General features: G+C 63.4%; 18 protein-coding genes and 1 tRNA gene. 11 read left to right on the forward strand and 8 right to left on the reverse strand.

What is annotated here, in order from left to right; all coding sequences use genetic code 11:
- Nucleotides 1-22: 22 nt before the first annotated feature.
- Nucleotides 23-1,774: a gamma-glutamyltransferase gene (ggt, locus tag FA94_RS04475; RefSeq protein ID WP_035547157.1), complete on the reverse strand. Its 1,752-nt coding sequence runs from the start codon at nt 1,772-1,774 to the stop codon at nt 23-25.
- Nucleotides 1,775-2,318: 544 nt separating this feature from the next.
- Between ggt and FA94_RS04480 the strand changes: the two genes are divergently transcribed.
- Both FA94_RS04480 and FA94_RS04485 read left to right on the forward strand, forming a co-directional pair.
- Entirely contained in the window at nt 2,319-4,028 is a 1,710-nt protein-coding gene (locus FA94_RS04480) for a glutamine--tRNA ligase/YqeY domain fusion protein (protein ID WP_035547160.1), read from the forward strand.
- Nucleotides 4,029-4,289: 261 nt separating this feature from the next.
- The gene (locus FA94_RS04485; RefSeq protein ID WP_408306272.1) at nt 4,290-5,237 is read left to right on the forward strand and encodes a transporter substrate-binding domain-containing protein; all 948 of its coding nucleotides are present in this window, start codon (nt 4,290-4,292) and stop codon (nt 5,235-5,237) included.
- A 44-nt stretch (nt 5,238-5,281) separates the two neighbouring features.
- Here the strand turns inward: FA94_RS04485 and FA94_RS04490 are convergent, their stop codons facing one another.
- Entirely contained in the window at nt 5,282-5,746 is a 465-nt protein-coding gene (locus tag FA94_RS04490) for an NUDIX hydrolase (RefSeq protein WP_035547162.1), read from the reverse strand.
- A gap of 82 nt (nt 5,747-5,828) precedes the next feature.
- Nucleotides 5,829-6,218, reverse strand: a complete 390-nt coding sequence (locus tag FA94_RS04495; RefSeq protein ID WP_035547165.1) for an RT0821/Lpp0805 family surface protein — start codon at nt 6,216-6,218, stop codon at nt 5,829-5,831.
- Between the two features lie 340 nt (nt 6,219-6,558).
- On the opposite strand from FA94_RS04495, the gene FA94_RS04500 reads away from it, so the two are divergent.
- Complete coding sequence (locus FA94_RS04500; protein WP_035547168.1) at nt 6,559-6,798, forward strand: hypothetical protein; 240 nt, start codon at nt 6,559-6,561, stop codon at nt 6,796-6,798.
- A 29-nt stretch (nt 6,799-6,827) separates the two neighbouring features.
- On the opposite strand, the gene FA94_RS04505 is transcribed toward FA94_RS04500, so the two are convergent.
- Nucleotides 6,828-8,300: a cytochrome-c peroxidase gene (locus tag FA94_RS04505; protein WP_081935674.1), complete on the reverse strand. Its 1,473-nt coding sequence runs from the start codon at nt 8,298-8,300 to the stop codon at nt 6,828-6,830.
- A gap of 218 nt (nt 8,301-8,518) precedes the next feature.
- On the opposite strand from FA94_RS04505, the gene FA94_RS04510 reads away from it, so the two are divergent.
- Nucleotides 8,519-10,099 carry an acid phosphatase gene (locus tag FA94_RS04510; protein WP_035547170.1) on the forward strand — a complete coding sequence of 527 codons (1,581 nt, stop codon included), beginning with the start codon at nt 8,519-8,521 and terminating at the stop codon, nt 10,097-10,099.
- A gap of 278 nt (nt 10,100-10,377) precedes the next feature.
- Entirely contained in the window at nt 10,378-10,761 is a 384-nt protein-coding gene (locus FA94_RS04515; RefSeq protein WP_035547171.1) for a DUF427 domain-containing protein, read from the forward strand.
- A gap of 42 nt (nt 10,762-10,803) precedes the next feature.
- Here FA94_RS04515 and FA94_RS04520 read toward each other — a convergent pair.
- Both FA94_RS04520 and FA94_RS04525 read right to left on the reverse strand, forming a co-directional pair.
- Nucleotides 10,804-10,880 (reverse strand) — tRNA-Arg (locus FA94_RS04520).
- Nucleotides 10,881-11,175: 295 nt separating this feature from the next.
- A complete protein-coding gene (locus FA94_RS04525; protein WP_035547173.1) occupies nt 11,176-12,006 on the reverse strand; it encodes an undecaprenyl-diphosphate phosphatase in 831 nt (276 codons plus the stop codon).
- A gap of 580 nt (nt 12,007-12,586) precedes the next feature.
- Here FA94_RS04525 and FA94_RS04530 point away from each other — a divergent pair.
- The 3 genes from FA94_RS04530 (at nt 12,587) to FA94_RS04540 (ending at nt 14,817) form a co-directional block, all read left to right on the forward strand.
- The gene (locus FA94_RS04530; protein ID WP_035547176.1) at nt 12,587-13,495 is read left to right on the forward strand and encodes an aldose epimerase family protein; all 909 of its coding nucleotides are present in this window, start codon (nt 12,587-12,589) and stop codon (nt 13,493-13,495) included.
- Between the two features lie 150 nt (nt 13,496-13,645).
- Complete coding sequence (locus FA94_RS04535) at nt 13,646-14,365, forward strand: peptidoglycan DD-metalloendopeptidase family protein (RefSeq protein ID WP_035547179.1); 720 nt, start codon at nt 13,646-13,648, stop codon at nt 14,363-14,365.
- 125 nt (nt 14,366-14,490) lie between these two features.
- Nucleotides 14,491-14,817 carry a hypothetical protein gene (locus FA94_RS04540; RefSeq protein WP_035547182.1) on the forward strand — a complete coding sequence of 109 codons (327 nt, stop codon included), beginning with the start codon at nt 14,491-14,493 and terminating at the stop codon, nt 14,815-14,817.
- A 692-nt stretch (nt 14,818-15,509) separates the two neighbouring features.
- Here the strand turns inward: FA94_RS04540 and FA94_RS04545 are convergent.
- Nucleotides 15,510-16,250, reverse strand: coding sequence for a pentapeptide repeat-containing protein (locus FA94_RS04545; RefSeq protein ID WP_035547184.1), 741 nt, complete (start codon nt 16,248-16,250; stop codon nt 15,510-15,512).
- A 109-nt stretch (nt 16,251-16,359) separates the two neighbouring features.
- Between FA94_RS04545 and FA94_RS04550 the strand changes: the two genes are divergently transcribed.
- A complete protein-coding gene (locus tag FA94_RS04550) occupies nt 16,360-16,668 on the forward strand; it encodes a DUF2288 domain-containing protein (protein ID WP_035549300.1) in 309 nt (102 codons plus the stop codon).
- Between the two features lie 77 nt (nt 16,669-16,745).
- Nucleotides 16,746-18,113 carry an MATE family efflux transporter gene (locus tag FA94_RS04555; RefSeq protein ID WP_035549302.1) on the forward strand — a complete coding sequence of 456 codons (1,368 nt, stop codon included), beginning with the start codon at nt 16,746-16,748 and terminating at the stop codon, nt 18,111-18,113.
- A gap of 30 nt (nt 18,114-18,143) precedes the next feature.
- Here FA94_RS04555 and FA94_RS39055 read toward each other — a convergent pair whose 3' ends face one another.
- Nucleotides 18,144-18,314, reverse strand: coding sequence for a hypothetical protein (locus tag FA94_RS39055; protein WP_197070175.1), 171 nt, complete (start codon nt 18,312-18,314; stop codon nt 18,144-18,146).
- 198 nt (nt 18,315-18,512) lie between these two features.
- On the opposite strand from FA94_RS39055, the gene FA94_RS39060 reads away from it, so the two are divergent.
- A complete protein-coding gene (locus FA94_RS39060) occupies nt 18,513-18,689 on the forward strand; it encodes a hypothetical protein (RefSeq protein ID WP_176058502.1) in 177 nt (58 codons plus the stop codon).
- Nucleotides 18,690-18,790 lie beyond the last annotated feature (101 nt).

Below are 18,790 nucleotides of genomic sequence, written 5' to 3' on the forward strand. Positions count from 1 at the left end.
CGTCGATCGCGAAACCCCCGCATCACCGTATCACACGCCCCACCCCCACGCCACGCGGGTCCGCAGCCGGCTCGGGCGTCGTGCCCTCCACGCGGATCATCTGCACGTCGCCGTTGAACGACTGGCCTTCGAGCGTGTAGCCCTTCGCTTGCAGTTGCTCGGCCAGCTCACCGGTGATCGGACGATACGGCTCGAAGTAGATCGTCTTCTGCGGCAACAACTGGTGATGAAAACGCATCGCGGCGAGCGCGTCCGTCGGCGTCATGCCGAAGTCGAACAGATCGGTCATCACCTGGAAAATCGAGGTCAGAATCCGCGACCCGCCCGGCGTGCCGATGACGAGCGCGATCTTGCCGTCCTTCAGCAGCAGCGTCGGCGTCATCGACGAAAGCGGGCGGCGGCCCGGCGCCACCGTGTTGACTTCCACACTGCTCGCACCGGATGGGCTCGCGCTGGCCGGTTTGGTGACGAAATCGTCCATGGCGTCGTTCAGCAGGAAGCCGCCGCCGTCCACCACCACGCCGGAGCCGAAATCGCCGTTCAGCGTGTAGGTGTTCGACACGGCATTGCCCCACTTGTCGACCACCGAGAAATGCGTGGTTTGCGCCTTTTCCGGCAACGCATCGCCAAGCCCGGGTTTGACCGGCCTGGCGCCGGGAACCTCGTCGGGCGTGACTTCGTCGGCGCGTTGCGCGAGGTAGGCGTCGTCGATCAGTTTGTCGACCGGCACCTTGTACGAATCCGGATCGCCCAGGTATTGCTGACGGTCGGCGAACACGCGGTCCTCGATCTGCGCGATCAGGTGGATATACGGCGCCGAATTCAACGCGAGACCATCGAAAGCCTGCTTCAGATCGGCCTTCATCTTCAGCATCTGAATCAGCCCGACGCCACCCGAACTCGGCGGCGGCGCGGTGACGACCTGGTAGCCGTTCCAATCGGCGGTGAGCGGCTGGCGCCACACGGCCTTGTACTGGATCAGGTCCTGCTTCGTGACGAGTCCGTGGCCGTACATCTGCTGCGCGATCAGATCCGCGGTGCGGCCTTCGTAGAATTCGCGGCCGCCGTCGCCTGCAATGCGCGACAGGGTTTGCGCAAGCTCGGGCTGGCGATACGTCGCGCCCGCTTTGAGATTCGAGAAGTAGGCGTCGAAATTGGTCTTGCCGGCGAAATTCTTCGCCGCCGCGTCGTGGCGCTGCTGCAGCCACGGCTCGACCACGAAACCATCGGTGGCGTAACGGATCGCGGGCGCCAGCACCTGTTTCCACTTCAGTTTGCCGAAGCGCTGCTGCGCCTCCCACATGCCTTCGACGGTGCCCGGCACCCCTACCGCGCGATGCCCGACCACGCTCATGCCCGGCACCAGGTTGCCCTTGTCGTCGAGGTACATGTCGCGGGTCGCCTGCTGCGGCGCGCGCTCGCGGTAGTCGAGAAAGTACGGCTTGCCGTCCATCAACACGGTCATGAAGCCGCCACCGCCAATGTTGCCGGCATCCGGACGGGTCACGGCCAGCGTGAAGGCCATCGCGACGGCGGCATCGACCGCGTTGCCGCCGGCGGCGAAGATCTGCTGCGCGGCGTCCGCGCTGTAACGATCCGGCGCCGCCACCGCGGAAGCATCCAGCACGGCCTTGGGCAGCGGCGTTTTCGCGAGCGCAGCGACCGGCGAGAGACTGGCTGCGGCCAGCGCGAACAAAGCTGAAACCGTCACGATCCGGGCGAAAGAAACAGAAACGAAAGGCGCGCGACGCGCGTGGTGGGTCGGGTCAGACATCCGAGATACTCCGGGAACGATGGGCGCCATCGGCACCCGAGCGGCTGAAGCTCGGGCAAGGCGGCAAAGGGCGGTGCGGCCAGCGCGGACGGCGGCTATGTCAGCTCGCGCGGCGCGTTTGGACACAAGCGGCACCACCCAGGAAAAATAGAGCGGCGAATTCATGAGGCGTGCGGAGCGCAACCCACGCTCGCCACGCAGCACGCGGCGGACTCCCGCCAGCGCGGTCATCGGCTTCGGCTGACTGGCGCATTACCTACGCCAACGCATCAACCAGCGCATCGGCCGGAGGCCCGAGGCCAACGGCGGACACACCACGCCGCTCGCATCCTAAGTCGCCGCCCTGCCCCCGAACAAACCGTTTTACCTCCTGTTACAGCACCTTAAACGCAGCTTGCGGCAAGCGTCCAGACCCTCGAAAAACCGTAGAAACCGCTCGAACGTTGGCTGCGCGCCGCACTCGCCTGTCGCAAAGGGACGCGTCAGGTAGAATTAACGGATAAGCGGGCGCATTGCGCGCCCCGACCGACTTTCACCTTCTCGCATGAATACCGAACGCAACGACGCGCCAGCGGCATCCAATTTCATCCGCAACATCATCGACGACGACAACCGCACCGGCAAGTGGGGCCAGCGCGTCGAAACGCGCTTTCCGCCCGAGCCGAACGGCTATCTGCATATCGGTCACGCCAAGAGCATCTGCCTGAACTTCGGCGTGGCGCGCAGCTACGGCGGCGTGTGCCATCTGCGCTTCGACGACACCAATCCGGAAAAGGAAAGCGTCGAATACGTCGACTCGATTATCGACGCCGTGCGCTGGCTCGGTTTCGAGTGGGAAAAAGACGGCAAGGAACAGCTCTACTACGCGAGCAACTACTACGACAAGCTGTACGAGTTCGCCGAACTGCTGATCGAACGCGGCAAGGCTTACGTGGACAGCCAGTCGGCCGAAGAAATGCGCGCCAACCGCGGCTCGGCCCAGGAGGTCGGCACGCCGTCGCGCTTCCGCGAGCGTTCGGTGCAGGACAACCTCGACCTGTTCCGCCGCATGAAGGCCGGCGAGTTCAAGGAAGGCGAGCACGTGCTGCGCGCGAAGATCGACATGTCGTCGCCGAACTTCAATATGCGCGACCCGGTCATCTACCGCATCCGCTTTGCGCATCACTACCGTACCGGCGACGCCTGGTGCGTGTACCCGATGTACGACTACACGCATTGCATTTCGGACGCGTTGGAAAACATCACGCATTCGCTGTGCACGCTCGAATTCGAAGACCATCGTCCGCTGTACGACTGGATTCTGAACGAGCTGGCTGAAGCGGGTATTTTCACGCGCCCGCTGCCGCAACAAATCGAGTTTTCGCGCCTGAACCTGACCTACGCGATCACCAGCAAGCGCAAGCTGCTGCAACTGGTGACCGAAGGCCATGTGGAAGGCTGGGACGATCCGCGTATGCCGACCATCGTCGGCGTGCGTCGGCGCGGCTTCACGCCCGAGGCGATCCAGTTGTTCTGCGAGCGTATCGGCGTGACCAAGGTCGATTCGTGGATCGACATGAGCGTGTTCGAAGGGGCGCTGCGCGACGATCTGGACGACAAGGCGCCGCGTACGGCGGCCGTGCTCGATCCGGTCAAGCTGATCATCGACAACTTCCCCGAAGGTGTGAGCGAGCCGTGCACTGCGCCGGTTCATCCGCATCATCCGGAACACGGTGTGCGCGAGTTTCCGATTTCGCGCGAGCTGTGGATCGAGCGCGACGACTACAACGAAGCGCCGCCGAAGGGTTATTTCCGTCTGTTCCCGGGCAACAAGGTGCGACTGCGTTACGGCTACGTGATCGAATGCATCGGCGCGGATAAAGACGAGAACGGCAACATCGTCGCGGTGCATTGCAATTACTTCCCGGACAGCAAGTCGGGCACCGAAGGCGCGAACAACTACAAGGTCAAGGGCAACATTCACTGGGTCAGCGCGGCCGCCGCCTACCCCGCCGAAGTGCGCATTTACGACCGTCTGTTCAAGGAGCCGCAACCGGACGCCGGTGGCCGCGAATTCCTCGACGCGCTGAATCCGGACTCGAAGCGCGTGGTTCACGCGTATCTCGAACCGGGCGCGCAAAATGCGCTGCCGGAGCAGCGCTATCAGTTCGAGCGCCATGGCTACTTTGTCGCCGACCGCGTCGACTCGACGCCGGGCAAGCCTGTGTTCAACCGCATCGTCAGCTTGCGCGACAGTTGGGGCAAGCCGGCGTAAGCTTGAGCGACTGCCGGTCGTAGCGCATCTGAAGTTGAAGACGGCGTGCATCTCGTTGATGGGATGCACGCCGTTTCGTTGCATCATGTTCCATCGACAGTGACAGCGCGCCCATCCGGATGCGCCAGTCCCGGAGGTCCGATGAAAATTGCTGCCCGCCGCGGGGCGAGTACCGGTGAGCCGACACACGTAGCGCGCAACGCGCATGACCTGCTTGAGGTGCGTGAAGCGCGTCAAGCGCGTGCCGTTCATGCCGTCGGCATGACGCACGCCGCCGCCCGCTTCGCTCATCGCGCGCTGCGGCGCAGCCGGCTCACCCGGCTCACCTGCCTCACGGCGCTGGCCACACTGGTCGCGTCGTTCACCGCCCCCGCCTGCGCGGACGAACTCACCGGCACCCTGAAAAAAATCCACGACGACGGCGTCGTTGTGCTCGGCGTGCGGGAAGCGTCGATTCCGTTTTCCTACTTCGACGGCAAGGGCACGGTCGGCTATTCACAAAGCATTGCGCTACAGATCGTCGATGAAATCAAGAAGACGCTCGGCATGCCGCAACTGAAGGTGCACGAAATTACCGTGACCTCGTCGAACCGCACGCCCATGCTGCTGAACAACCAGATTGATCTGGAATGCGGCTCGACCACGCATACCGTCGAACGCGAAAATCTCGCTGCCTTTTCGAACAGCTTCTTCCAGTACGCGGTGCGGATGATCTCGCGCAAGAGCAGCGGCATTACGGATTTTTCGGACCTGGCGGGCAAGGCGGTCGTGACGACCGCAGGCACTTCCGACGAACGCCTGCTGCGCCGTCTGAATACCGATAAGCATCTGAATATGCGCATCACGAGCGCGCGCGATCATCCCGAGGCGTTCAACGCGGTCAAGGACGACCGGGCGGTAGCGTTCGTGATGGACGAGCCGATTGTGTACGGCTTCAAGGCAACCGATCCGCGTCCCGACGACTTCGTGGTAACCGGCACGCCGCTGGGTTACGAGGTCTATGCGTGCATGTTCCGCAAGGGCGACGAGCCCTTCCGCAATCTCGTGAACGGTGTGATCGCGCGCGGCCAGACATCCGGCGACGCGGAACGGTTGTACCGGCAGTGGTTCACGCAGCCCATCCCGCCACGCGGCATCAATCTGAATTTTCCGCTGTCGGAACAGAATCGCGCGTTGTTCGCACATCCGAACGATCGCGCGCTCGATTGAGATTCAGCGCGAGGTCCGCGATGCAGGCAGCGGCGCTACCGCGTTCACTCCGCCGCGATACCTAGCGACCGATGCAAATCCGCAAGCGACAGCGTCGTCTGAAAAAGCCGCGTCAGACTGCGGCTCGCATAACGCTCGACTTCGTGCGGCGCGGCCCAGCGGTAGGCATCCATTTCGGGAATCAGCGTGCCGTCCGAGCGGCGCGGAAACAGCGATGTGCAGGTGCATGAACTCAGATCGAGTTCGTCGGCATTAGCCCGCGCGCCGAACAGATGCAGATCCTTATCCCGCCGGTAGACGAACAGGCCGAGGTCTTTCAGCCGCGCCGGTTCGATAGCAATCCCGGTTTCCTCGACCATCTCACGCAGCGCCGTGACGTGCGGCGCTTCGCCCTCTTCGCCGTGCCCTTTCGGAATGTCCCAGTGCGAGGTCTCGGTGGCATGCGCGAGCAGCACGCGGCCGTCCGGATCGAGCAGCACGATACCGCATGAAATGACCCGCGCGCTCATCGACGGTTCGCGCCGCAGCGCGCCATGGCATCGAACCGCGCGACCGGCAGGCCGGCGCGCGTCGCCATTACGGCAAGCATGCTCAGTGCTTTTTCTGCAATTGCCAACTACCTTCGCCCTGCTTGCAGAATTGCGGGCGCAGGGTCATGGATTGGCCCTTCGCATTCAGCACGACGCCGACGTCGCGGCAGGTCCGCTCGCCGTCTTTGGCCGTGCCGGCGACGGTGATCGCCGCGTCGATTTTCACGCTGTTGCCGGTGCCTTCGTTGACCCAGTTCGTACTCTCGCCGTCCTGCTTGTCGTTCAACGCGGCGATGACGGCTTTCTTGACCGAATCGATGTCGCGCTGCTTCATGTAGGTGATCGGCGTGTCGTTCAGAAAGCCGAGGTTCGCCGCTTGTGCGCTGAGCGCACCGCCCAGCAGCAGGCCACCGACGGTCAGATGAAACAGGGCACGGGTTCGCATCGACATGAAGGATTCTCCTCGAAAGTGTTTCAGGCGGTCGACGAGCGCGCTCGCCGCAACTCGTGATCTGGACCCCAAAAGCATAGCATGTCGCCCTCGACGTGACCGAGCCATGCGCGTTTGCAGTGACCTGCGGCAATCGGCGTTGTAACGCGCATGCCCGCTACGTCGGCCTTTGTTCATGGCGCTCATGGCGTGGACAGCGCGCGGAGAGCGTGGAGCGCGCGGACAAACAGGCACGCGCGTCGCATTTAATTTTAAGACGAGTCCCATGTCCGCTTGAAGTGCGAATTTTTAAGATGGCTCTATTGCGCTTCGGCGCCCTCCACGCGTCAAATCCCTCGCCATGGACTTTTCCCTTGCCCTCGAAACCTTCGCCGTAGCACTTGCACTGCTTTGCGTCGCGCTCGTACCGGTTGCGATCCGCCGCGATCCGGGCTTGGCGCGACGTATCGTCAGGATGGACGGTCTGCCGCTCGCGCGTTGGCCGAACCTGCTGACGCGGGTCGGCTTCGCCTGTCTGCTGGCGTCTTTCGCGCTGTTTTTCGTCACCTGCTATTACATCCTCGACGGCGCGGGTTACTGATCAGGCGGCTTTCCCGCCCCGTTCCGTTTTCAGTTCGCCGCGGCCTTCGCGGCGCCATTGGCCGCCACATTGGCTGCGCCGCCACCCGCTGCACCCTCCACCTTGTAGCCATCCGTCAGCGTCTTCAAAAACGCCACCACGTCCTTGATCTCGGCCTCGTCGAGCGACGGCTTGTCGCCCGGCTTGCGATCGAACGGCGGATCGGTATTCAGATTGACCCAGTAGCGCGGCGGCAAATCGTCGAACTTCTGCACTTTGCCTTTGGAAACCGGATAAAACTTCTCCGGATTCGTATCGCGCTCGGCATAGAAACGCACCACCTGATCGAGCGAATGATAGATGCCGTTGTGGAAGAAGCTCTTCTTCAACGCGACGTTGCGCAACGTCGGCGTACGGAAGATGCCGCAAAACTCCGCGCGTCCGCCGAGATCCGTGCGCTCCGGACCGCAGGCGCCGAGATCGTAAAAGTGCGGGTCGTGATTCACCGCCAGCGCGCGGTTGCGCGGCACGCCGATCGCGATCAGGCCGAAGTCGCTGAACTGCGGCGGCGCGCCGTCCTTGGTGCGCTGGCTGATGTGGCAACTCGCGCAATTGCCTTTCTGTTCGTCGGTGAAGACTTGCAGGCCGTGCAATTCGGCTTTCGTCAGTTGCGCCTTGCCCGCTAGATAGGCGTCGTACTTGCTGGTGTACGGATAGAACAGCTCGGGCGTCTGCTCGAAGGTTTCGAGCGCTTGCAGCACGGCATTGAAAGTGGCGTCGTCGTTGTCGAAAATGTGTTCGCCGAAAGCGTCACGGAACGCCTCTGCATACGGCGCGGCCTTGACCGCGGCGCTCACCTTGGCCGGCGTGCTACCCATTTCGAACGACGACAACAGCGGAATCCGCGCCTGGTCGCGGCCACGATCGACCCGGCCGTCCCAGGTCAGGCCGCCGGTCGGGCCGGCGTCGACGCTTTCGTCGCCTTCGTCGTCGGACTCGTGATAGTGCTCGGCGAACGCCGGCACCGATTGCAGATACTTCAGCGTCGGCGCGGCGCGCATGCCCGTGCGATGCATGTCGTTGCCGCCCAGTTGCACCGCCAGCGCATTGGCCGGCGAGAACGCATGGTCGGGACTATGGCACGACGCGCAAGCGAGCTTGCCGGAGCCGGAGAGCGACGCGTCGAAAAACAGTTGCTTGCCGAGCGCCGTCATCTGCTGGACGGCTTTGTAAACTTCCGCGCGGGTCTGGCCGGCATCGTGAGCGGCATTCTGGGCCGCGACCGGGACCGCGGACGCCGCGCCGGACACCGCCGCCGCGCTGGCTTCCACCCTGGCTGCGGTAGTCGCCGCAGGCGTGCCTGCGTCGCACGCGGCGAGGCTCAATGTGACGCCGACGAGCGCAAGCGTGATCGCCAGCGCCCCGCCGATTCCGCCGATTCCCTTGCTCCCGGCCGACTCCGCGTGTCGCCACGCCCCGAGCCGAACCGCCGTTTTTCGAATCCCCGCAAGACCAGGCCGCATATGAATGATGTGAGTTGCCGATAGTGAAGTCCGCGAGCGTATTTCATTCACATGTCTCTTAAATGACATACAGCCGACAAAAACACAGACAACCAAGCAATTCGTAATTAATTACATCTTTCTGTCAAATTCCCTGGCCAAACTTTCGCCGGCGGTCATCCGTGTAAGGAAATACAGGAGGCCCGCGTCCCCAACGCGTGAGAGAGAAACCACATCAAATGAACAAAAAACTGATCTGCGCGACGCCTATCGCGATCGCAGCAGCGTTAAGCCTTTATGCGTGCGGCGGCAGCGACATCGCTCCGCAACCGGACATCACGTCGATCAAGACGGTCGTGGTGATCTACGCGGAAAACCGCAGCTTCGACAACCTGTACGGCAACTTCCCCGGCGCGAACGGTCTGCAGAACGTGTCGGCGGCGAACTCCACGCAGTTGGACCGCAACGGCACCGTGCTGGCGACGCTGCCGCCGGTGTGGAACGGCCTGACGCAAACCGGCGTGACGCCGGTGATCACGCAGGCCATGACCGCGAATCTGCCGAACACGCCGTTCGCGATCGACGACCCGAAGGGTTTCAACACGCCGATCACCGCGACGACGCGCGATCTGTACCACCGGTTCTACGAGAACCAGATGCAGATCAACGGCGGCAAGAACGACAAGTTCGCCGCATGGGCGGATTCGGGCGGCCTCGTGATGGGCCACTACACGCTCGACGCCGACAAGCTGCCGCTGTGGAAAGTCGCCCAGCAATACACGCTGGCCGACAACTTCTTCATGGGCGCATTCGGCGGTTCGTTCCTGAACCACCAGTGGTTGATCTGCTCGTGCACGCCGACCTATCCGAACGCGGATAAGAGCCCGGCGGCGGCGTCGATCTCGTCGGTGGAAAGCGACGGCGTGACGCTGAAAGTGGCGACGAATTCGCCGGCTTCGGCGATCACCGGCGCGCCCAAGTACGTGCTGTCGGGCAACCTGACGCCCGACTTCTACGCGATCAACACGATGCAGCCGCCGTATCAGCCGAGCGGCAACAAGGCGGCGACGGGCGGCGACGCAACGCTCGCCGATCCGACCCAGGCGACCACGCTGCCGGCGCAGACGCAGCAGCACATTGGCGATCTGTTGAGCAAGGCGAATGTGTCGTGGGCGTGGTACGGCGGCGCGTGGGGCGCGGCGGTGTCGGCGGCGCAAACCGGCACGGCGAACGTGATCTACGGCGCGAATCTGACGGCACCGAACTTCCAGCCGCATCATCAGCCGTTCAACTACTTCGCCGATCTGGCGCCGGGCACCACGAACCGCGCGCAGCACTTGCTTGACGGCGGCATGGCCGGCTCGGAGTTCATCAAGGCGATCGACGCCGGCACGTTGCCGCAAGTGTCGTTCTACAAGCCGCAGGGCAACCTGAACGAACACGCGGGTTACACCGACGTCGCGTCGGGCGACCAGCACATTGCCGACCTGATCTCGCATCTGCAGAAGAGCCCGCAGTGGAACAACATGCTGGTAGTCGTGACGTACGACGAAAACGGCGGCTTCTGGGATCACGTCGCGCCGCCGAAGGCCGACCGTTGGGGTCCGGGCACGCGGATTCCGGCGCTGATCGTTTCGCCGTACGCGAAGAAGGGTTTCGTCGATCACACGCAGTACGACACCACCTCGATCCTGCGCTTCATCACGCACCGTTTCTCGCTGCCGACGCTGCCGGGTATCGCGGCGCGTGACGCAGCGCTGGTCAGCAACGGCAGCAAGCCGATGGGCGATCTGACGGCGGCGTTGAACATCAAACAGTAAGCACGACGCGTTAAGCAACGGTCTCGCGGTGATGCGTGACCTTTTCATGGGCAGCTTCGGCTGCCCATTTTTTTGGGGCTTCGCGAGCCGCGTGCCGGTGATCCGGATTGTCGTGCGACGGGTTTTCACGAGCGGCGTATGCTTCGTGCGAAGGCGCGATCTTTGCCGTTTTTTTTGTGGCGCGGCGCTTGTCCAAACTGTTTCAACTTGTCTCGACCTGCCTCGATCTGTTCTTCAACCCGCGACAGGCTCGATCACTTATCCAGGAGTTCGACAGCATGACTGAAAGAACCATCAAGGTCCCCGGACCGGATCATCCGATCACGATCGAGCCGGCCAACGCGCGTGTTGTGGTGACCGTGGCCGGCCAGCAGATTGCCAGTTCGGACAACGCGCTGGTGCTGCGTGAAGCCGCATATCCGCCGGCGTATTACATTCCGCGCACGGACGTCGAGATGGCGCTACTGGAACGCACCGAGCACGCGACGTATTGCCCGTATAAAGGCGAATGCGCGTACTACAGCATTCCGCTGGGCGGCGAGCGGACGGTGAATTCGGTGTGGACTTACGAAGCGCCGTATGCGGCGGTGAAAGAGATCGCACAGCATCTGGCGTTTTATCCGGATCGGGTGGATTCGATCGAGGTGCAGGCCAAAGCGTAGTGACGTTGCGCGGACAGCCATGCTGATCGCGAAGCGGAAACCTGGTACGGCAGGAGGGACTCGAACCCCCCACCCTCGGCTTAGAAGGCCGATGCTCTATCCAGCTGAGCTACTGCCGTAATGAAGAGAGGCGATGCTACACCAACATGCCGCTGGCATCGCCTGCAATGACAACCCGTTGTCGGGTTCTGGAACCTGCGCTGAACTTCGCCGCAGGGTTCGTGGACAACCGAAATTCTAACTGACGACGCCGGAGACCGGAAATCTCACGCCGCGCATTGCGGCGAGAATCAGCCGGAACAGCGCCTTCATGTCACAAAAACAAACGAGCCCGGCAGCAAACGCAACCGGGCCCGGATTATAACCGATCGGTCCCCACTCGCCAGCACGCGACGGCAGGCACCGCGAACTTCATCAAACCGGTTGCGGATGCATGAGGAACCAGCCGAGGAACAGCGCCCCGGCAATCACGCAATACACACCGAACGAAGCCAGACGTCCGCGGCCTTCGAAATAGCGCATCAGAAAACGCACGCTCAGGTACGCGGCGATCGCGGTCAGCACACCGCCCAGCAGTGCATCCGCCAGTTGATCCGGCGCATGGAACAGCTTCGGCAGTTCGAGCACGCCGGCTGCGAAAATGATCGGCGTGCCGAGCAGGAACGAGAACTCGGCGGACTTCTCAGCGGTCAGTCCCGCGGCGTTGCCGGCGATCATCGTCAGGCCGCTGCGCGAGAAGCCCGGAATCAACGCGCCGATCTGCGCGAGGCCGACAAAAAACGCCTGGCGGAACGTCAGCTTCTCCGGCGCCAGATGCGTGCGCGAACGCTGCAGACGATCGCCGAACCACAGCAGCACACCGTTGACCATCAATGCGATCGCCACGATCCGCAAGTCGTGAAAAATCCGTTCGAGGTGTTTTTCCAGTAGCAGCCCGACCAGACCCGCCGGAATCGTGCCGATGATGAGCGCCCACATCATGTGCGCGTCGTCGTTGCGGCGCCCGCCGAACGACGCGAAGAAGCCGCGCACCAGCGCGCACCAGCGCTTACGGAAATACCACAGCAGCGCGAACGCCGTCCCGAGGTGCAACGCGACGAGGAACGGCAGCAACTGCGGCGCGTGCTTGTCGATATGCATACCGAACAACGCAGGCACGAGCAGCGTATGGCCAAGGCTGCTCACCGGAAACAGTTCGGTGACGCCTTGCAGCACGCTCAGGAAAATCAGAAACGACAGGTTCACGCGGCGGTCCTTGTAAGGAAAAAGTCAGGGACAGCGCGCCGATCATGGAGAAAGCCGGCGCGTCAGAAGCGCACCGATTATGCCTGGCTGCAATGTCAGCGCCAAGCGTTTGCACCGCATTCGGGGAAAGTTTGACGCACCGCGTCACAACTCGAAACCGTTGTTACGCGATGGCAAAAGAAACGGGCAGCGCGCGGCGGCGACCCGATGATAGTGAGAATTGCGCGGAGCCGGGCCTAGCGCTCAAGCTTGTAGAAGAAATAGACCGTGCTCGCCGCGAACATGCCGAACAGCGCCACACCCATTGCCATTGCGAGATCCATCGTGCCTCCTGAGCTCGTCGCGTCCGGCAGACGAAAGTGACCGGACCGTGCGACGAATTATCGGCAAGGATGGCCCTTGCGCGACACCCGCAATTTCCCGAGAAGGGTTTCCCCGTAGCGCAAAGCAGAGCAAAATCATCCTCTCGAGTGGCGCTGCGAGGCGCTTTCCATGCTCATCGCGTACGAGTGCGGCGCAGTTCCCGCCACGTTCCGTCCACCCTCACCCCCTCAACCCTTTACCGAACCCGCCATCGACCATGCCTCTTTCCCCGCAGCAGGACATTCTCGAGATCGCTCAGGACGCCTCCGTGCTCCGCTTCGCGCCGCAAGCCGGCGGCCGTCTGATGTCGTGGACCGTCGACGGTGAAGCCGTGATTCACTGGCCCGAGCACGCCGACTGGAGCCAGCCGGCGAGAATTCGCGGCGGCAATCCGTTGCTGTTTCCGTTCCTCGGGCGGCATCGGGTGGACGGCAAAATCGGCTATTGGCGCGACGCTGAAGGCACGGTCCGCGAACTGCCGATGCACGGCTTCGCCCGCGACCTGCCGTTCGAAGCGCACGCCGACGTGCACGGCGCCGGCCTGCGCATGGTCCTCGCCGACAGCGCGGCGACCCGCGGCGGCTATCCGTTCGGCTTCCGTTTCGAAGCCGCGTACACGCTCGTGGACGCGCATACGCTGGAGGTCACGTTCACCACCTCCAATACCGGCGATGCCCGCCTGCCCTACTACGCCGGTCATCACTTCTATTTCACGCTGCCGCACACGCAGCGCGGCGAGACGTCGCTGGAACTGCCGCGCACCCAACGCTGCCATCAGCAGGACGATGGCTCGATCAGCGCGTTCGAGCCGGGCGAAGCCCGCTACACGCTCGACGAGGCGCGCATTCTCGACCGCTTCCATTGTCTGGACGGCACGCCGGATCAACCGGTGCGGCTCGTCGCGCCGGGCCTGAACCGCGTCGTCACGATCGACCTGCAACGGCCGGGTTCCGTGCCGTGGTACGCCGTGACCACGTGGACCGAAGCCGCGGACTCGGATTTCTACTGCGTCGAGCCGTGGCTCGGACTGCCGGACGCGATTCACAACGGCATGGGTTTGCGCTGGCTGGAGCCCGGTCAGACCGAAGTCGCGACGCTGCGCATCAGCGTCGGCAAGCTGAGCTGATCGGCTCATTCCGTCGCCGCCGCGCGCTGCCCACGGCCATCGCGCCAGCCGTTTTTCGGATGGTGCAGCGCAAAACCGTTAGAATCGGACGCTTTGTATCCACCTGCCGCGTGATCGGGATCGGCGCGCGGCAGCGCTTTGCGAGGTCCAATGCTGGGAACAACAAGAATGATGAAACGACTCGCCTGCGCGTCGTTGCTGGCGCTAGTCGCCGCATGCGGGTCGGCGCCGGTGGCGCCGGGCTTTTACCGGGTCGAACGGGGCGATACGCTGTCGAAGATAGCGCGCAGTAACCGGCAATCGGTGCAAAGCATCGTGCGCTGGAACAACCTGAACAACCCGGACAGTATCGAAGTCGGCCAGGTGCTGCGCGTCGTGCCGCCCGGCGGCACGTCGACGAGCGGCGCCATCCGCAGCAGCGGCGGCGGCAGTGCTTCGGCCACGCCGCGCGCCGCGCCGGCGCCAGCCGCGGCGGATAGCGCACCGTCCGCAGCGCCGGCCTCGAGCATCTCGCTGGTCTGGCCGGCCGACGGCACGGTGATCCGGCGCTTCGACGGCAACAACTCGAAGGGCATCGACATTTCAGCGGCGGCGGGCACGCCGGTGATCGCCGCAGCGGCCGGCACCGTGGTGTATGCCGGTAACGGCTTGCGCGGTTACGGCAACCTGTTGATCATCAAGCACAACGCCGAGTACCTGACCGCCTACGCGCACAATCGGGCACTGATGGTGAAGGAAGGCCAATCGGTCACGCGCGGCGAGAAGATCGCCGAGATGGGCGACACCGATACCGACCGCGTGATGCTGCACTTCGAACTGCGCTATCAGGGCCGCTCGATCGACCCGTCGCGTTCGTTGCCGCCCCGATAGACGCGCGATCAGGCACGCTATCTGCAATCGGGGGTCAGGGAACCCGGCGCGCTTTAAAACGCCCAATCCGACACACGACGTGGCTTCGCGCCACGTCCTCCTCCGTTATCTGTAAGGAATTTGCCATGAAGAGCGCATTGGCGTCCGGCGCAACGGCCGCGGCGATCGGTCTCGGCCTGTTGAGCCTCGGCAGCCTCAGCGGCTGCTCAAGCACCACCACCATGACCTATCTGCCGAGCGGCGACACCGGCTTCGCGATCAACTGCAGCGGCAGCGACGCAAGCTCCAGCTGGGCCGAGTGCTACAAGCGCGCGGGTGAAGTCTGCGGCAACTACGGCTACGACGTCGTCTCGAAAGACGTCGACAACGGCGCGACCTCCGGCGGCACGATCGGTGGAATTTTCGGCGCCAACGTGAAAAACCGTTCGATGGTGGTTCGCTGCAAGCAGTAAGCGATTCGAATGGCGGCGCGCGTAAAGCCGCTATGAAGCCGCTATGAAGTCACTATGACCCACGTGAATCCCGTTGAAAAAAAGCCCGGCACAAGGCCGGGCTAACGGGGGTTCGGCGCATATCGGCAAAGGACCGGTTCACCATGCGCCAGAACGAAATCTAACAACCCGTCTTTACTAGCGCAATCTATTAATTTCGTCGTCAATGTGACACGACGCACGGATTCCGCATTACGTGAACCCTAAATGTCTGAAACAAACAGGATCATTTTGCCTTCAATCGCGGCGAGAAATGTTCTGGATATTGCGCGTCTAAATCCGCGAACCGCCCGCCCGGCGCTGCCTGACCGTCACTCGCCGGAATCGCGCTGAAAAGCCTGAAGAAAGGCGGCCGTCCGATTCCGGCTAGCGCACCGGGCCCAATCCCGCCATACCGCGCGCCGCATGGCTTTAGTGCGCCACCGCACCTTGCCGACGTATTAACCGATACTCAACCCATTCGAATAAAGCGAATTTCAATTCATCACAGGAAAATTCGCGAATAGCGAAAATATTAAATAGCTTTAAATCCCCCGACGAATTGCAAGTTGAAAATCCGCTGACATTATCGATTGATTCAACCCAATGATATGCAGAGACACGCGATCCTTCAAGCTGGCCGAACGGCTAATTCGACCCGCCTGAAAGCACGCTCACAACACCCGCAAACCCAGCTCCGTGATCAGCACCGCGGCCTGGCTATGCGAAATCGTCGCGCCTTTGAACAGCGCCGCGTCGACCAGACGCACGCCGCTCAGGTCCGCGTCGCGCAAATCGGCGCCGTCAAAGCGCGCACCCTTCAGATTCGCGTCCCGCAGACTGCCGCCGTCGAAAATCGCCTCGCGGAAATCCACGCCAGCGAGATCGGCGTCGGAGAAATCCAGTTGCTGCAGCGTGGCTTTGCGAAACGACAGGCCGCGCAGGTGCGCGCCGACCAGCAAGGTTTCGACGAAGCTCAAGCCCAGCGACGCGCACGCCTCGAAATTGGCGCCGGTCAGCTTGCAGCCGCGAAACGACGCCGACGCGAGCTTCGCGCGCCGCCAACTGGTGTTGTTCAGATCGCTGGACTGGAACGCGGCGTCGACCAGATCGGTGGATCCGAAATCGGCCTGACGGCCGCGGCAACGGACCCAGCGGGTATGCGACAGCGCCGCGCCGAAGAACGACGTCTCGACGATCGTGCAGCGCTCGAATTCGGCGCCACGCAGATCGAGCCGCGACAGATCGGCGCCTTCGAAATCGCAATCGGTGAAGCGCAGCGGCGCCCTGTTTCCGGCGGCGTTAGCGGCGTGATTGGCCGCGATCAGTTGTTCCACTTCGGCACGCGTCAGCGTGGCGTCGCTCACCGCCTGCGTTTGCGCGCCCGTTGCCGGCGCCGTTGAGTCCAATGACATGAAGGTTCAGAATCAGTTTCGAGAAACCCAAAGCGTACCGGAACGCGTGCCGCCCTGGCGGCTTACGCCGATGGTTTATAGTGACGGCCCCGTCAAACCCCGCCTTACGATGACTTCCAACGACGCTACCCACAGCCCGCTCTACGCCACGCTGCTCGCCGAAACCGCCAAAATCGGCTGGTCCGAACTCGAACGCTTTTTTGCGCGCGGCATCCTGCTGCGCGTCGCACGTGACCTCGATCTGGTGAGCGTCGCCGAAGCGATTGCGAGCGACGACACCACGCAGGTCACGCAATGGTTGTCCGCTGGGCTCGTCGAGCGTGTGCAGGCGGAAACCGCCGCCGATTTCGCCGCGCGCGACCCCAATCTGTGGGCGGTGGTCGTCTCGCCATGGGTGTGCGTGCAGGAACGCAGTTGAGCGACGGCGCGAAGCAAGAGCCGTTGGCGCGTGCCGCGGAGGCAGTCCCGTTGGGACTTGATCCGAAGGCGCCCTCCCTGGCGGCTACGCCGAACGACATTCCGTCGTCGACTCCTGCCGTTCCGGTCCACTGGCATCGTCGCGTGTTGACGCTGGCGTTCCCGATCGCGCTCGCCAATCTGACGCAACCAATCCTCGGCGCGGTCGACACCGCCGTCGCCGGTCATCTGGACGGCGCCTCCTACCTGGGCGGCGTGGCGCTCGGCGGGCTGTTCTTCAGCTTCGTGTTCTGGGGCTTCGGCTTTTTGCGGATGGGCACCACCGGTCTTGTCGCGCAAGCGCACGGTGCGGGCGATCAGGCCGCGCTGCGCAACGACGTGGTCCGCGCGTTGTTGCTGGCGGGCGCGATCGGCGCCCTGGTGCTGGTGCTGCAAGCGCCGCTGATCGACTACGCACTGCGCGCGCTCGGCGGCAGCGACGCCGTGCAGCGCCACGCGCGACTCTATTGCCACGCGCGTATCTGGGCCGCGCCGCTCGCGCTCGGCAACTACGTCGTGCTCGGCTGGCTGCTCGGTACGCAGCGGGTGCGGCTCGCGCTGCTGTCGCAGGTGTTTATCAATAGCGTGAACATCGGCGCGGTGCTGTTGTACGTGTATGGATTCGGCTGGGGCGTGGCCGGTATCGGCGCGGCCACCGCGACCGCGGACGCACTCGGCTTTGTACTCGGCGCCGCGCTGCTGTGGCACGGCAGGCCGCGCGGCCTGGCCGCGTTGAACCGCGTCGCGCTGTTCGACGCGACGGCGCTCAGACGGCTGGTGGTGCTCAATCGAGATATTTTCGTGCGCACGCTGTGCCTGCTGTCGTCGTTCGGCTGGTTCGCACATCTGGGCGCCGCTCAGGGCGACGCCACGCTCGCCGCCAACGCGCTGCTGCTCAATTTTCAGACCTTCATGGCGTATGGACTCGACGGCTTCGCGCACGCCGCCGAAGCGCTGGTCGGCGCGGCGATCGGCGCACGCGACCGGCATGCCGTCGCGAAAGCGATCAAGGTGACGGCGCTGTGGTCGGCGCTGGGCGCGCTCGGTTTTTCGCTGGTGTATTGGGGCGCGGGGACGTGGATCATCGAACGCCTGACCGATCAGGCCTCGGTGCGCGCGGTCGCGGAAACTTATCTGCCGTGGGCCGCGCTCATGCCGGTGATTTCGGTGTGGGGGTTTGTGCTCGACGGCGTGTTCATCGGCGCGACCCGCACGCGGGCGCTGATGATGTCGATGGTGGTATCGTTCGCGGTGTTCGTGGCGGCCTCCTGGGTGCTGCTGGCCTGGCACGGCAATCACGGCTTGTGGGCCGCGATGTCGATCTTCATGGCCGCACGCGGCGTCACGCTGGCGCGGTATCTGCCTGAGATGTTGCGCGGGATGCAGTCGCCTCCCGTTACGGCTTGAACTCAAGATAGGCGTACGCCTGAACGCCGCTCACGGGGCGGGCGGCGTGGGCATCATTGTGGGCGGCCGGTTGTCGGTCGGCACGCCGTGGTAGTCCGCAGGATCTTGCGGCGGCGGGCCACCGTGATGGCCGGACGGATCGTTCGCGCAGCCGGCGAGGCCAGCTAGCAGCAGCAATGCAATCATCGGAACGCGGATCATGAGGCGATAGTCTCTCGAATCGGAATGAAGTAACGGCAACCCGGCATACGGTGACGATGAAAATCGGACCGCCGTCCGGCGCGCCGAGAGTCTACCTGCAAAGCGGTTTCGACGACGCCGCAACCCACGCGCCAGCCCTCCCATTTTGCGATGCGTGACCTACTATAAAGTCACAGCCGCATGTCATAGGAGACTGCCATGGACGCTGAATCGATCGCGGGTCTGGTCGGACTCGCAATAGGCCTGCTCGTGCTGCTCGCCCTGTCCATTTTCGAATCGAGAACCTATCGACGCGAACACGACGGCGAAGGCATGCTGCATCACTGGGCTCATGCGCACGCGCATCGGCCGAACTGGATGCGGCGTCGGCATTGAGACGCTGGTTGCGCTTTGTCTCTGTCTGACGCGTTGACAGGTTGGTTGACGCACTGGCGGTCGCGACGGTGTCGCGGCGGGTGCGTCGCGCTCCTTCGCCT

The sequence above is a fragment of the Burkholderia sp. 9120 genome (assembly GCF_000745015.1).
Classification (GTDB): Bacteria; Pseudomonadota; Gammaproteobacteria; order Burkholderiales; family Burkholderiaceae; genus Paraburkholderia.